Origin of the sequence: Sorangium sp. So ce1504 (genome assembly GCF_051521635.1) — a bacterium.
Lineage (GTDB): Bacteria > Myxococcota_A > Polyangia > Polyangiales > Polyangiaceae > Sorangium > Sorangium cellulosum_B.
In genome coordinates, this window is record NZ_CP150365.1 from 2,171,273 (window position 1) to 2,184,885 (window position 13,613).

10 protein-coding genes are annotated in these 13,613 nt (G+C 72.7%); 6 read left to right on the top strand and 4 right to left on the bottom strand.

Going from position 1 to position 13,613, the window contains the following annotated elements; translation table 11 throughout:
• Nucleotides 1–8: 8 nt before the first annotated feature.
• From WMF39_RS08355 to WMF39_RS08380, 6 genes are all read left to right on the top strand, one after another.
• Nucleotides 9–1,085, top strand: a complete 1,077-nt coding sequence (locus WMF39_RS08355) for a glycosyltransferase family 2 protein (RefSeq protein ID WP_437745017.1) — start codon at nucleotides 9–11, stop codon at nucleotides 1,083–1,085.
• Between the two features lie 102 nt (nucleotides 1,086–1,187).
• Nucleotides 1,188–1,826: a methylthioribulose 1-phosphate dehydratase gene (locus tag WMF39_RS08360; protein ID WP_437745018.1), complete on the top strand. Its 639-nt coding sequence runs from the start codon at nucleotides 1,188–1,190 to the stop codon at nucleotides 1,824–1,826.
• Entirely contained in the window at nucleotides 1,823–2,365 is a 543-nt protein-coding gene (locus WMF39_RS08365; RefSeq protein ID WP_437745019.1) for a 1,2-dihydroxy-3-keto-5-methylthiopentene dioxygenase, read from the top strand. Before WMF39_RS08360 ends, WMF39_RS08365 begins: the two co-directional genes overlap by 4 nt.
• Before the next feature lie 2 nt (nucleotides 2,366–2,367).
• Nucleotides 2,368–3,066, top strand: coding sequence for an acireductone synthase (gene mtnC, locus WMF39_RS08370; RefSeq protein WP_437745020.1), 699 nt, complete (start codon nucleotides 2,368–2,370; stop codon nucleotides 3,064–3,066).
• A gap of 63 nt (nucleotides 3,067–3,129) precedes the next feature.
• A complete protein-coding gene (locus WMF39_RS08375; protein ID WP_437745021.1) occupies nucleotides 3,130–7,032 on the top strand; it encodes a protein kinase domain-containing protein in 3,903 nt (1,300 codons plus the stop codon).
• Nucleotides 7,033–7,317: 285 nt separating this feature from the next.
• The gene (locus tag WMF39_RS08380) at nucleotides 7,318–7,902 is read left to right on the top strand and encodes an O-methyltransferase (protein WP_437745022.1); all 585 of its coding nucleotides are present in this window, start codon (nucleotides 7,318–7,320) and stop codon (nucleotides 7,900–7,902) included.
• A 44-nt stretch (nucleotides 7,903–7,946) separates the two neighbouring features.
• Here the strand turns inward: WMF39_RS08380 and WMF39_RS08385 are convergent, their stop codons facing one another.
• The 4 genes from WMF39_RS08385 to WMF39_RS08400 all read right to left on the bottom strand — a co-directional run bounded on the left by WMF39_RS08385 (nucleotide 7,947) and on the right by WMF39_RS08400 (nucleotide 13,184).
• The gene (locus tag WMF39_RS08385) at nucleotides 7,947–9,797 is read right to left on the bottom strand and encodes a prolipoprotein diacylglyceryl transferase (protein WP_437745023.1); all 1,851 of its coding nucleotides are present in this window, start codon (nucleotides 9,795–9,797) and stop codon (nucleotides 7,947–7,949) included.
• Nucleotides 9,794–11,191 carry a hypothetical protein gene (locus WMF39_RS08390; RefSeq protein ID WP_437745024.1) on the bottom strand — a complete coding sequence of 466 codons (1,398 nt, stop codon included), beginning with the start codon at nucleotides 11,189–11,191 and terminating at the stop codon, nucleotides 9,794–9,796. Before WMF39_RS08390 ends, WMF39_RS08385 begins: the two co-directional genes overlap by 4 nt.
• Nucleotides 11,192–11,601: 410 nt before the next feature.
• The gene (locus tag WMF39_RS08395) at nucleotides 11,602–12,843 is read right to left on the bottom strand and encodes an RNA polymerase sigma factor (RefSeq protein ID WP_437745025.1); all 1,242 of its coding nucleotides are present in this window, start codon (nucleotides 12,841–12,843) and stop codon (nucleotides 11,602–11,604) included.
• Nucleotides 12,840–13,184 carry a YciI family protein gene (locus WMF39_RS08400; protein ID WP_437745026.1) on the bottom strand — a complete coding sequence of 115 codons (345 nt, stop codon included), beginning with the start codon at nucleotides 13,182–13,184 and terminating at the stop codon, nucleotides 12,840–12,842. Before WMF39_RS08400 ends, WMF39_RS08395 begins: the two co-directional genes overlap by 4 nt.
• Nucleotides 13,185–13,613 lie beyond the last annotated feature (429 nt).

Sequence of the window (13,613 nt, forward strand, 5' to 3'; positions counted from 1 at the left end):
GGGAGTCCATGGATCGAACAGCGAGCGCGCCTCGAGGCGGGCGTCTCTCTCTGCGCCCGCTCGCCGAGCGGCCGCGGTGCAGCATCGTCATTCCCTGTTACAACGAGGAGCGCTACATCGAGGACGTCCTCCGCTGCGCCCTCGAGCAGCGTTATCCTCCAGAGCTCCTCGAGATCTTCGTGGTCGACGGCGGCTCGACCGACAGCACACGGGAGCTCGTCGGCCGCGTCGCGGCGGAGGATCCACGGGTGACGCTCCTCCACAACCCCGACCGGATCCAGGCCGCCGCGATGAACATCGGCATTCGCCGGGCGCGAGGTGAGGTGATCGTCCGGATGGACGCCCACGCCGACTACGCCGGCGACTACGTGGCTGCGTCGGTCGCGGCGCTCCGGAGGACCGGCGCCCTCAACGCGGGCGGCGCGGCGCGGCCGCGCCACCGGAACGGCTTTCAGCGGGCGCTCTGCGCCGCGCTCTCGAGCCCCCTCGGCGTGGGCGGCTCGGCGTACCGGGACCCGTCGCGCGAGGGGTTCGTCGAGTCGGTGTTCAACGGGGCTTTCCGGCGCGAGGCGTTCGAGATCGCCGGCCTCTACGACCCGGCCGCCATCACCAACGAGGACGCCGAGCTGAACCAGCGCATCATCGAGGCTGGCGGCGCGGTCTACCTGTCCCGGGAGATCGTCGCTCATTACTACCCGCGGTCGTCGTTCGCCGCGCTCGTCCGGCAGTATTTCGCGTATGGCAAGGGGCGCGCGCGCACGCTGATGTGCCGCCGCAGGTTCCTGTCGCTCCGGCCGGCGCTGCCGTTTTGCATGGTGACGGCCTTCGCGCTGCTCGCGCTCGCGTCAGCGCTCGCGCCGGCGGTCCGCCCGGGGCTGGCGCTCGCCTTGCTCGCCTATGCCGCGCTCGTGATCGCTGAGTCGCTCCGGCTCGCGCGGCGCGCCTCGCCGCGCGATTTCCCTCTGCTCTGCGCCATCTTCCCCGCGGTGCACGCCGCGCACGGGCTCGGGTTCTGGGCCGGCCTGCTCCGCGGCGCGCGGGACGGCGCTGGCCGGCGCGAGGCCGAGCGCCTTCCGGCGCCGTGAGCGCGGGCAGCGCGGGTGATCCCCGGGTTCAGCGGCTCGGACGCGGATCGAGCGGCGGCGCGGCGCGTTGATCGCCCGCGTTCGCTTTGGTATGTTTGCGCCGTGAGCGTACGCGGGACGCCGTTTGCATCGTTCTCCTCGGCCGCGGCCGAGCTCATCGAGCTGTCCCGCTTTTGCCATGAGCGCGGCTGGACGCCGGCCACGAGCGGCAATTTCTCCGCCCGGCTCGGCGACGGCACCCTCGCGATCACGGCGTCCGGGCGGCCCAAGGGCGCGCTCGGCGTGTCGGACATCGTCGTCGTCAATGCGGACGGCCGGCTGACCGGGCCCTCGCCGGCCCGCCCGTCGGCCGAGACGGCGCTGCACTGCCAGCTTTACCGGCACTCCAGCGAGATCGGCGCCGTCGCGCACACCCACTCGCGGGCGGCGACGGTGCTGTCGCGCCGGTGCGCGCAGGAGGGGTACGTGACCCTCTCGGGCTACGAGGTGGCGAAGGCGCTCTCCGGGATGGCGACGCACACCGCCACGGTGCTCCTCCCGGTCTTCGTCAACACGCAGGACATCCGGAAGCTGGCGGAGGACGTCGATGCGTTCATGTCGGCGCATCCGCCCGTGTACGGCTACCTCATCGCAGGTCACGGCCTGTACACATGGGGCTCGGACATCGCGAGCACCATCCGCCACATCGAGGCGATCGAGTTCATGCTGGACTGCGCGCTGCTGGAAGGAGGGCTATCATGAGCCGATTGCGGGTTTACCGGGAGAGCGACCCGACGAGGGCCGACGAATACACGACGCTCGAGGACATCACCCGCGTCGCCGCAGAGGCGCAGATCCGCTTCGAGCGCTGGTCCGCCGAGCGCCCGCTGCCGCCGGGCACGGCGCAGGAGCGGGTGCTCGAGGCGTACGCGGGGCCGGTGAAGCAGCTCTCCGAGGCGCGCGGGTTCGTGACGGCGGACGTCGTGTCGGTGTCGCCGGGCACCCCCAACCACGCCGAGCTCAGGCGGAAGTTCCTGGACGAGCACATCCACACCGAGGATGAGGCGCGCTTCTTCGTCGAGGGGCGAGGGCTGTTCTGCATCCATCACGGCGAGCGCGTGCTCTCGTTCCTCGTCGAGAAGGGCGATCTCATCAGCGTACCGGCCGGGACGCGGCACTGGTTCGACATGGGGCCGGAGCCCTCGTTCACCTGCATCCGGTGGTTCTCCGACCCGAAGGGGTGGGTCGCCGAGCACACCGGGTCGGACATCGCGTCGCGCTTCCCGCGGCTCGAGGCGTGAGCGTGGCGGCGCTCTCTGCGCGCGCGGTGCTCGTCGACATCGAGGGGACGACGACCGACGTGCGCTTCGTGCACGACACGCTGTTCTCCGTGGCGCGCCGGGATCTGGCCGCGTACGTCGCGGCGCACGCCGGGGGCCCGGAGGTCGAGGCCGCCCGGCGCGCGGTCGCGCGCGAGCGGGGTGAGGGCGAGCAGGCGGTGAGCGACGGCGAGCTCGCAGCGGCGCTGCTCGCGTGGATCGACCAGGATCGCAAGGAGACGACGCTGAAGGCGCTCCAGGGCAAGATCTGGCGCAGCGCCTACGAGTCGGGGGGGCTCCGGAGCCACGTGTATGCGGACGTGGAGCCGGCGCTGCGGAGATGGCGAGACCTCGGGGTGACGCTCGCCGTGTTCAGCTCCGGGTCCGTCGAGGCGCAGCAGCTCCTCTTCCGGCACACGACGGCCGGCGATCTCACCGGCCTGTTCACGGCGTTCTTCGATACGACGACCGGGCCGAAGCGAGAGGCGGGCGCTTACCAGCGGATCGCGGAGGCGCTCGGGCTGCAGCCGGGAGAGGTGCTGTTCCTGTCCGACATCGTGGCCGAGCTCGACGCCGCGGCGGCCGCCGGCATGCGCACGGTGCAGCTGCTCAGGCCGGGGACGGCGCGGGACGCGGAGAGCCGCCACGCCGTCGCGGAGCGCTTCGACGACATCGCGCCGTAGCTCGCCCGGCGGCGGCTCGTTCCGCTTGGCGCGTGAGTGACCGCGCTGACATCCTTGGCGCGCATGCTTCACGGCAGACTGCTCGCCGGCCGGTTCGAGGTGGTCGAGCTCGCGGGAACGGGAGGGATGGGCGCTGTCTACCGGACCGTGGATCGCGCGAGCGGCGATGTCGTCGCCGTGAAGCTGCTCGGCGATCTCGACGCGCAGGCAGCGGCGCGCTTCGGTCACGAGGCGCGGGCGCTCGCCACGCTCGATCACCCGCACGTCGTGCGTTACGTGACGCACGGGGTGGCGCCCACCGGGGAGCCTTATCTGGCGATGGAGTGGCTCGCCGGAGAGAGCCTCTCGGCCCGGCTGTCGCGGCGGCCGCTGGACGTGGAGGAGAGCGTCGCGCTCGTGCGCGCGGTGGCGGATGCGCTCGGCGCGGCGCACGCGCGCGGGATCGTCCACCGCGACATCAAGCCGAGCAACCTGTTCCTTCCGGGCGGGGCCGCCGACCGGGTGAAGGTGCTCGACTTCGGCATCGCCTGGCTCTCGGGCGCCTCGGCGCGGCTGACGCGGACGGGGGCCCTCGTGGGCACCATCGGCTACATGGCCCCCGAGCAGGCCAGCGGGGAGCGCGCGCAGCTCGACGCGCGCGCGGACGTCTTCTCGCTCGGGTGCGTGCTCTTCGAGTGCCTGACGGGTCGTCCGGCGTTTCACGGGCGGCACTTCATGACCATCCTGACCAAGCTCCTCCAGGAGGAGCCGCCGCGGGCGAGCGCGCTGCGGCCCGAGGTGCCGCAGGCGCTCGACGAGCTCCTGGCGCAGATGCTGGCCAAGCGCCCGGAGGGGCGCCCGGCCGACGGCGCGGCCGTGGTGCGCTGCCTCGACGCGCTCGGCGCCGCGTCGGCGGGCGGCGCTCGCTCCAGCCTGGCCGCCGTCGAGCTCGTGACCGCCGCGGAGGTGTGGCTCTGCTCGATCGTGGCCGTCGGGCCGGCGGACGTCAGCGCGCCGGCGTCGACGGAGATCGTGCCCGCCGGTCGAGCGCAGCGGAGCGCGGTCGCCGCCGTCCGGCACGAGACCTCGCCCCTCGGCGCGGTCGTGCAGGAGCTGGCCAGCGGGGCGGTCGTGGCGATCCTCGCGGCGGGGGCGGGCGCGGGCAGCGCGACCGACCAGGCGGCGATCGCGGCCCGCTGCGCGCTGCGGATCCGCGCGTCGGTCCCCGGCGCCAACGTCGTGCTGGTGACGGGGCGCGGCGAGTCGACGGGACGATCGCTGCTCGGCGAGGTCCTGGACAGGGCGGCCGCGCTGCTCGACGACGCGGCCGCCCGGGACCGCCCGGGCCACCTCCGCGTCGCGGTCGACGCCGTGACGCGGGCCCTGCTCGACGCGCGCTTCGACGTCGCGGAGCAGGACGGGCTCTCCTGGGTGGAGGCGGAGCGCGAGGTCGCCGACGGCGCGCGCAGGCTGCTGGGCAAGCCGAGCCCCTATGTCGGGCGCGCTCGGGAGCTGCGCAGCCTGCTCGATCTCGTCGAGGAGAGCTTCACCGAGCCGCGCGCCGCGGTGGCGCTCGTGACCGCGGCCGCGGGGGTGGGCAAATCGCGCCTGCGTCACGAGCTGGTCCAGGCGCTGCGGCCGCGCCATCCCGAGCTCGTGCTGGGCGTCGGCAGCGGGGACTCCATCGGCGCGGGCTCCGCGTTCGCGGTGCTCGCCGGGTCGCTCCGGGGCGCGCTCGGGATCGCGGCCGGCGAGGCCCCCGAGGCGCAGCGGGAGAAGCTCGCGCGGGCCGTGGGCCAGCTGTTCGCGGGGGAGCAGCAGCAGCGCGTGGCCTGCTTCCTCGGCGAGCTGCTCGGCGTTCCTCTCGCCGACGGCGGGCCGATGGTGCGGGCCGCGCGGCAGGACCCGGCGCACATGGCCGACCGGATCCAGGAGGCCTACCTGGACTACGCGCGCGCCGTGACGAGCGCGCGGCCCATGCTCGTCGTCCTCGAGGATCTGCACTGGGGAGATGCGCCTTCGGTGAAAATTTTCGATCACGCGTTGCGGGCCCTCTGCGAGCGCCCCTATGCGGTGCTCGCGTTCGCGAGGCCCGAGGTCCACGAGCTCTTCCCCCGGCTCTGGATCGAGCGAGGGCTCACGCAGATCCGGCTGCGCGAGCTGTCCGCGCGGGCCGCCGAGCAGCTCGTGCGCGGCGCGCTGGGCGCGTCGGTCGCGCCGGGGACCGTGGCGGCGATCGTGGATCGGGCCGCGGGAAACGCCTTCTACCTGGAGGAGCTCGTCCGGGCCGTGGCCGAGGGGCGCGGCGGCGCGTTGCCGGAGACGGTGCTGGGCATGGTCGAGGCGCGCCTCGCGGCGCTCGATCCCGAGGTGCGGCGGCTGCTCCGGGCGGCGAGCGTCTTCGGGGACGTGTCGTGGATCGGCGGTGTGAGCGCGCTCCTCGGCGCGCGCACCCTGGCGTCGGGGCCGAGCGACGCGGACGCCTGGGCGGAGCTCTTCGATCGCGAGATCCTCGAGCGCCGCCCGAGCTCGCGCTTCGTGGGACAGGAGGAGATCGCGTTCCGTCACGCGCTCCTGCGGGAGGGGGCTTACGCGATGCTCACCGAGCGCGACCGGGCGGTCGGGCACAGGCTCGCCGGGGAGTGGCTGCTCTCGGCCGGCGAGCAGGATCCGATGGTGCTGGCCGAGCACTTCGCGCGCGGCGGGGATGGGCCGCGCGCGGGGGGGTTCTACCTGCGCGCCGCCACCCTGGCGCTCCACGGGGCGGACGTGCAGGCGGCGCTCGCGCGGGTGGAGAAGGGGATCGCTTGCGGGGCCGAGGGCGAGCGGCTGGCCGAGCTCCACCTGCTCCGGATGAACGCCCTCATCTGGACCGACGACGCCGCGCGCGCCCACGCGAGCGCGCTCCAGGCGCTCGAGCTCGCCGCGCCCGGGAGCCTCGCTTCCTGGCGTGCCCTGAGCGGCGCGATGTACTGCGTCGCGCTCTGCGACGACCGGCGGGCCGTGGAGGTGCTGATCCCGCGCCTCCTGGCCGAGGAGCTCCCCGTCGACGTCCTGAGCCCGGAGCTCGCGACCCGGATCGTCTTCAGCCTGCTCTGGGACGGGAGGACGGCGCTGGCGGAGCGGATCGTGCGCCGGCTCGAGCACGTCATCGCGCCGGCCGTCGAGGGCGATCTCCATGCGGCCCTCTGGATCGAGCTCACCCGCGGCTTCTGGCGCTGCCATGCGGCGCGGGACCTGTGGGGAGCGCTCCAGGCGAACCTCGCCGCGGCGCGGCGCGCCGAGTCCCTCGGCAGCGGGCTGTTCGTCGCCTGGGCGTGGATGCTGGTGGCGATCGATTACACGAGGCTCGGCGACATGGCCGCCGCCGATGGGTGCCTCGATCGCGTGCTCGCGACAGAGGGCCTGCTCGACTACGTGTTCACGACCTCGGTGACGTGCCGGATCGTCTCGCTCCTCGAGCGGCGCAGGCTCACCGAGGCGGTGGAGATGTCCAGCAGCCTGCTCCAGCACATGCTCGCGCGCGGCCATCGCAGCCGGAGCGTGATCCCGCGGCAGCTCCTCGCCGAGGGGCGGCTGCTCCTCGGCGATCTCGCCCAGGCGGAGGAGGAGCTCTGCGCGGCGGGGGATCCGGCGGTGATGGCGCCCTTCGCCGGGGCCGTGCATCTCTCGTTGTTCGCCGAGATCCGGCTGCGGCAAGGGCGGACGGAGGAGGCCTGCGCGATGGCCGGCGAGGCGCTCGCGCTCCAGCGGCAGGCCGGCACGGTCTTCCTGATGCGGCAGGAGGTGATCCCTGCGCTGTACGCCGAGGCGCTGCACGCGAAGGGCGACGCGGAGGCGGCGCGCGCGGTCCTCCGAGAGGAGCGCGCGGCGCTGCTCGCTCGCGCGGCCAGGATCGAGGAGCCCGCGCTCCGGAGGAGCTTTCTCGAGAACGTATCCGCGAACGCACGGACTCTGACGCTCGCGCGGGCGTTGCTCGGGGAGTGAGCTCGGACGGCTGCAGCGGAGCCAGCGGTGGAGGGCGTGCTGCGCGGGGGGGCGGCGGGGCTGTCCCACAAACTCGCGCCTTTTGGGGGGCCATTGCCCGCTGTTCGGAAGGCGAGATCGGGGGGCGACCGGCTGCGCTGCGGGCCGGCGCTCGGGGTTTGTGGGGGCCTGCCCCGCCGCCCCCCCGCGCAGCACGCCCTCCACCGCTGGCTCTTTCCAGGGGGGCCGCCAGATCGAGGTGCTGTACAGTCGCGCGCGGTTGGCCGCGTGAAGAGGGATCGGGTCATGAAGGATCTGGAGAATTTGAGACCGCCTGCGGTGCTCGAGGAGATCGAGCGGGCCACCGCGGAGATCGGGTTTGCCATGGCCAGTGACAGGCAGACGGGCTCGATGCTGCGTACGCTCGCCGCCACCAAGTCGGGCGCTTTCCTCGAGCTCGGGACCGGCACGGGCATCTCGACGTGCTGGATCCTCGATGGCATGAATGCCATTTCCACGCTCGTCTCCGTGGAGCACGACGAGAAGGTCCAGGCCGTGGCACGCCAGCACCTCGGAGGCGACCCCCGCCTCACGCTCAAGAACATGGATGGCGAAGCCTTCTTGCGCTCGGTCCGGGGTCAGCAATTCGAGCTCGTTTTTGCCGATACATGGCCGGGCAAGTACTACGCCCTCGACGAGGCGCTGAGCCTGATCAAGCCCGGCGGGCTCTATGTCATCGACGACATGCTCCCTCAGCCCAACTGGCCTGATGACCACGCCCCCAAGGTGGCAGAGCTGATCGCCGCGCTCGAGCGACGCCAGGATCTCGTGCTGACCAAGCTCTGCTGGTCGTCAGGGCTCATCATCGCGACCAGGATCGCTAGCGCCTAGAGAACGACGGGGCCCGGAGCTGCCGGCAGCTCCAGCGACGGCTGTCACAGCAATCCTGCGCCGGCCCAGAGCCCGGGCTCGTACGCCACGAGCGCGTCCACGTCGTCCGAGGCGAGCACGAGGAAGCTCAGCGGAGAGAAGCCGAGGAACAGGTGTGAGGTGATCGGGAGCTGGATCCCCCACCCGAAGCGAGCGCCGAAGGCGCCCACGCTCTCGAAGTAGGGGGAGTCGAAGAAGATGCGGTGGTAGCCCGGCGTGATCCCGACCGACATCTCGACGTGCGATCCGACCCCCATCACGAGCCGGAGCGGCGCGCCGACTGCGAGCTGGTTGACGTCGGTGGTCGAGACGGTCCGGAGCTCGAGGCCGACCTCGAAGCGGCGCGTCTCGCTCAGGCGGAGGCGCGCGAGGACGTCGAGATCCACGGACATCCCGTCCTTCACCGTGAAGCGCCCCGGCACGAAGTAGCCGGAGATCCCGAGCGAGAGCGCCATCCGCCGCGCGTTGGCCTCCGCCTGATGACCCGTCGCGGGCCGCTCCGCGGCGGGCCCCGGCGACGTATCCGGGGTGCGCCTCTGCGGCTGTACGGCAGCCGCGGGCGAGGGAGGGGGGGACGCGGGGTATCCGCCCGCCTGCGGCGGGTAGTAGGGGTAGGCCGGGGGAGGGCCACCTGCGGGCGGCGGCGGATAGGGGTAGGGCGCGGGGTACCCGCCAGAGGGCGGCGGGTAGGGGTAGGGCGCGGGGTACCCGCCCGCGGGCGGCGGATAGGGGTAGGGCGCGGGATACCCGCCCGCGGGCGGCGGGTAGGGGTAGGGGGCGGGATACCCGCCCGCGGGCGGCGGGTAGGGGTAGGGCGCGGGCTGCCCGCCCGCGGGCGGCGGCGCGTACGGGTGGGGCGCTGGTGCCGGCGACGGCCTCTGAGCAGGCGCCGGAGCCGGCGCGGAGCTCGCGGCCGCGGGCGTCGCTGCCTCGGGCCTTGCTGGCGCGGGCGGCGCGGGGCGAGCCGGCTGGGCCGCGGCCTCGCCCGCGGCGAGGCTCAGGGAGGCGAGCGCCACCAGCGCGGGCGCCACGGCGGCGGCGCGCCGCGCGCTGCGAGCCCGGCGCGCCAGCACGACGGCCGCCGCGAGCCCCAGCAGGAGCGCCAGCGAGACGAGCTGGCCGGTGCTGAGCCCCCCGTACACGCCGCGCCCGGCATCCCCGCGGAGGAGCTCGATGAAGAACCGGCCCGCCGCGTAGAGCGCGAGCCATGTCCCGAACGCGCGCCCGTCCCGGTGCCCCCGGACGAGCCAGAGGGCGGCGAGCGCGCTCGCCATCGCCCCGAGCGCCGCCTCGTAGAGCTGCGTGGGGTGCACGGGCAGGCTCGGCGCGCCGAGGGGCACCCAGCCGGCCGCCGCGTGGTCCGCCGCCGCGGGGCTGCCGGCGGGGAACCGGACGCCCAGCGCGCCCCCGGTGACGCGGCCGTAGTCGCACCCCGCGAGGAAGCACCCGGTGCGCACGCAGGCGTAGGTGAGCCCGAGCCCGGGCACGAGCCGGTCGAGGAACGGGAGCACGGCCGCGCCGCGGCGGTAGAGGACCAGGCCGGCCACGGCGACGCCGGCGATGAGGCCCCCGTAGGCCGCGCGGCCGGCGTGGAGCATCGGACCCCACGAGCCCCTCGCCATCGCCTCGGGCGCGGCGCGCAGCGCCTCGAAGACGTAGCCGCCCAGGAGCGCCGCGACGTAGCCCGAGAGGAGCGCCCGGCCCTCCACGGCCACGTCGCCCCGATCCCGGCGAACGAGCCAGAAGAACGCCGCCGCCCCGAGGAGCCCCGCGAGGGCGACCATCATGGTGTAGGTCGGCGCGAGCCACGGCGGCAGGCCGTGGCGCTCGAGCCAGAGCATCACCGCCCGGTTCACGGCCGCCTCCGGATGTGCAGCAGCATGTAACCCGCCGGCAGGAGCAGCCAGAACGCGGCGCCGAGGGGCACGGGCGCGCGCGGGAGGCCTCCTGCGGGATCGCGCCGGCCGGCGCTCAGCCTGCAGCTCGAGTTGCTGCCGGTGGAGGGATCGCCGTCCTTGCAGTTCTGGTTGCAGTCGCGGCAGTTCTGGTTGCAATCGCTGCAGTTCTGGTTGCAATCGCTGCAGTTCTGGTTGCAACCCGCGACGTCCTCGTTGCAGCTGTCGCAGCCGCCGCAGCTGCCGCAGTCGTCGCTGCTCGACGTGCCGCTCGGCGCGCTCGGGGTGACGGCCGGGACCGTCGGGCTGCCGTACTGGAGGCAGCGGTCGAGAACGGCCATGCAGCCCTCGTCCCCGGCGAACGCCAGCGCGCCGTCGCGCCCCGCGATCGGCAGCGCGGCGCACGCGCCGCTGCCCGCGGAGAGGACGCACTCCTTGACCCCGTCGATGCTCAGCAGCGCGAGGATGCAGAGCGCCTCGGCGTTCAGCGCCCCGGCGTTGACCCAGGAACACTCCGCCTGGGCGTCCGCGAACGCAGGGTCGGTGCGGTCGTGCTCGCACCGCCCGGCCACGGCGCAGGTGCATACGTCCCGCACCTCGGCGGCGCACTCCGCGACGGACGAGGGGAGGTGATAGGGGTTGACGCGCACGGATCGCGGCTCGCTCCGGGGCCACGCGGGCATCGCGGCGCCGCCCGAGGGGGTGGGGAGCGCGGGCGCGTCCTCGGGCGAGAGGGCGCTCAGCGCGACGAGCCACGCGGCGTTGACGTACACCGTGTGATCCTGGGCGATGACGCCCGCGGGCAGGCCGGTGACGCGGACGAGGTCCTGCGCGTCCGCGCGCCGCGCGAGCTCCGCCAGGATCTGGCCCGCCCGGCCGCCGAGCGCCGCGTCCTCCAGCGGCGCGGTCTCCGGCGACGCCGGTGGCCCCGCGAGGGCGGGCACAGATCGATCGAGCGGCGCCTCGGGCTCGTGCGCCCCCGCGATGGGCGTGACCGCGCGGAGCACGAACCCGTCCTCGGACGGCTCGAGCGCGCCGAGGACGATCGCGTCCTTCCCCACCTCGTCCCGCGCCGCGTCCGCGCTGCGGACCAGCGCGGGGACGCTCGCGATCTCCGCGCCGTCGATCGCCGTCTCGTCCCCCGGCTCGCCGTGCGCCTCCTCCAGCCGCACCGCCACGTCGCGCAGGACCTCTTCCGGCAAGGCGGCGAGGACCTCCGGCGCGGCGCTCAGCGCGTCGCGCAGCGGCAGGTCGTCGTACGGCGGTGTCTCCGCGCCGCACGCGCAGAGCGCCGGGAGCGCCAGCAGCGCGACAGCACGGAGCATCGTTCTCTCGATGAAGGCCTTGGTTCGCATGCCCCTCCCTCAAACCCCATCAGGCGCATGGCTCCCGACAGGGTGCGCCCTGCTCGACCGAGCGAGCGCGCATCAGGCCGGCGGGGGCGCCTGCGACCACAGTACCAAAAGATCACCCCGCGAAGATCGCCGTGATCCAGGGGTGACCGATGGAGCCCTGTGCGCGAACCGGCGCTCTGTGTACCCGCCATGGCGTCCATCCCGCATGAAGGAGGGCGGCTCTCAGCGCTCGACCCACCGACGCGAACGGCCGCGCTCGGCCTGCCGGTTCATAGACCAGGCGGACATAATGTATCCTGGAGCACCATTGGCGCCGCCTGCTGGTGGGAGAGCCCGTGCCGCGGCCATCTACTGGCCGCGCGTGAAGGTGCTCCACTTCTTCAAGCGGGTGCAGTAGAGACCATCCCGTATCAGGCGGTTCGAAGTCGGCGCTGAAGCGCCGTTCTCACGGCCTGTGACGGAGCTGATTCGATGGCCGCGCCCCGATAGCGCTGCGCGAGGTCGGTGTGCCCGCAGCGCCTGTGCAGGTCTGCGAGCACTGCCGCCCAGAGGTAGGATCCGACGAGCCACGACGGTGGTTCGAGCCCCTCGAGCACCGCGAGCCCGTGGGCTGGGCCGCGCCATTCCGCCACCGCGACTGCGCGATTCAGCGTATGGATCGCGGACGGCGCGAGCCGTTCGAGGAGCACGTAGAGCTCGACGATGCGATCCCAACGCGTCTCGGTGAACGAGGGAGCGAGGCAGTGCTCGGCGGCGATGCCAGCCTCCGCGTGGTACCTTGAGAAGAGGTCGCCTTCCGCGGACCTGGCGAGCCACGACAAGCCCAGCTCGATCTCGCTTTGGTCCCAGAGCGTACGATCCTGCTCTTCGAGCAGCAAGAGGCCCCCGGCGCCATCCTGTCGAGCAGTCATGCGGGCACTGTGAAAGTGCATCAGAGCCAACAAGGCAAACGTCTCAGGCTTCGCACTCACCGGATGCTCGGCGAGGAGCTGAGTCAACCGTCTGGCTTCGTCGCAAAGCTCGCGGCGGATGGCGCCCTCCGCGTGAGATGAGAGATAGCCTTCCGTGAACAGCAGATAGAGGATGGACTGCACGGCGGGCAACCGTGAAGAGAGCTGCTCCGTCGAGAGATCATCGGGCTCGAACGGCAGGTCTCGAAGTCGAGTTCGAGCGCGGCTGAGGCGCTTGTACACGTTCGCCTCCGTCGTGAAGAGCCGTTCGGCGATCTCCCGGACGTCGAAGCCGCAGAGCGTCCTCAGCGCGATGACGAGTTGTGACTCGACGGGAATCGCGTCGTCGCAACATACAAAGAGCATGCGGAGCAGATCGTCGCGCACGTCTCCCGCGAGAAAGGCGGTAGGCGCGCTGTCCGTGGAGTCCAGGGCGCCGCGACCGTGCTGCTCTGCGAGCTCGTCGCGGCGCGCGCGTCGGCGCAGCTCTCCCACCAAGTGGTTGTGTGCCACGCGGAAGAGCCACGCCGACGGGTTCTCGGGGACGGCACCTTTCGACCACGATTCCACAGCCGCGAGGAGGGCGAGCTGCACGGTATCCTCGACCGCCTCGAGGTGGCGCGTCCCGACGCGTCGCGAGAGCATCGCCACCAGCCGGCCGTATTCGTGCCGAAAGAAGTGTTCTCCGAGCTGCGAGGTCATCCGGGTGCGTGGATCTCGATGACCTCGACGCCCGAGCCGGGGCGGACGAGTCCCGGGCACTCGCGGGCGACCTGGATCGCCTCCTCGAGGTTCGCGGCGGAGACGATCATGTACCCACCGACGAGCTCCTTGACCTCGACGAACGGGCCATCCGGCGCGGGCTGCAGCGCAACCAGCCGTCCCGCGCCGAGCCGTCCTCCCAGGTCGGCCAAGTTCTTCTGGAACTTCTCTCGCCAGTCGTTGAACTTCGCATACATCGCCTGCATCTGGGTGGGCGAGGGCTTCTCTCCGTGCGGCTCCCCGCCCGGAAGGCTGCGCTGCAAACACAAGTACTTCGGCATGTTTTCTCCTGATGAGCTGGGTCGATCCCCTTGACCGACACCCTATGACGCTCGAGCGGGTGGATTTTGGACACCTCTGGCTAGCGGCGACGTTTTCCAGGGGGTCGGCCCCGGGTCTCCACCGCTCGCGGCAACACCGAGCCGCGGGATGAAGTACGGCCACGTGACGGCATGGTTTTTGCTTGGTCTTTGCTGGATCGGATCGGGACGATCCCCGTGTGCTCCAGCGTCACGCGGGTCATGGCGCTGCGCCCCTCGAAGGTCACGCGCAGACCCGTTGCACCGGGCGTGACCCCGCGGGACTGCTCGCGCGACAGGAAATCACAAATGACAGGGGGCCGGAAGGCCTCTGTACGAGAGATCGCCGGGACGAGAGAGATGCCCCTCAGCACGGCATACAAGTGGCGCGCCAGAGCGCTCGACGGCGCG

Bases quoted from the DNA above. Each gene is read 5' to 3' on its own strand.
- WMF39_RS08375 (WP_437745021.1), top strand. From the start codon at position 3,130: ATGCTTCACGGCAGACTGCTCGCCGGCCGGTTCGAGGTGGTCGAGCTC.
- WMF39_RS08380 (WP_437745022.1), top strand. From the start codon at position 7,318: ATGAAGGATCTGGAGAATTTGAGACCGCCTGCGGTGCTCGAGGAGATC.
- WMF39_RS08365 (WP_437745019.1), top strand. From the start codon at position 1,823: ATGAGCCGATTGCGGGTTTACCGGGAGAGCGACCCGACGAGGGCCGAC.
- WMF39_RS08400 (WP_437745026.1), bottom strand. From the start codon at position 13,184: ATGCCGAAGTACTTGTGTTTGCAGCGCAGCCTTCCGGGCGGGGAGCCG.
- WMF39_RS08355 (WP_437745017.1), top strand. From the start codon at position 9: ATGGATCGAACAGCGAGCGCGCCTCGAGGCGGGCGTCTCTCTCTGCGC.
- WMF39_RS08395 (WP_437745025.1), bottom strand. From the start codon at position 12,843: ATGACCTCGCAGCTCGGAGAACACTTCTTTCGGCACGAATACGGCCGG.
- WMF39_RS08390 (WP_437745024.1), bottom strand. From the start codon at position 11,191: ATGCGAACCAAGGCCTTCATCGAGAGAACGATGCTCCGTGCTGTCGCG.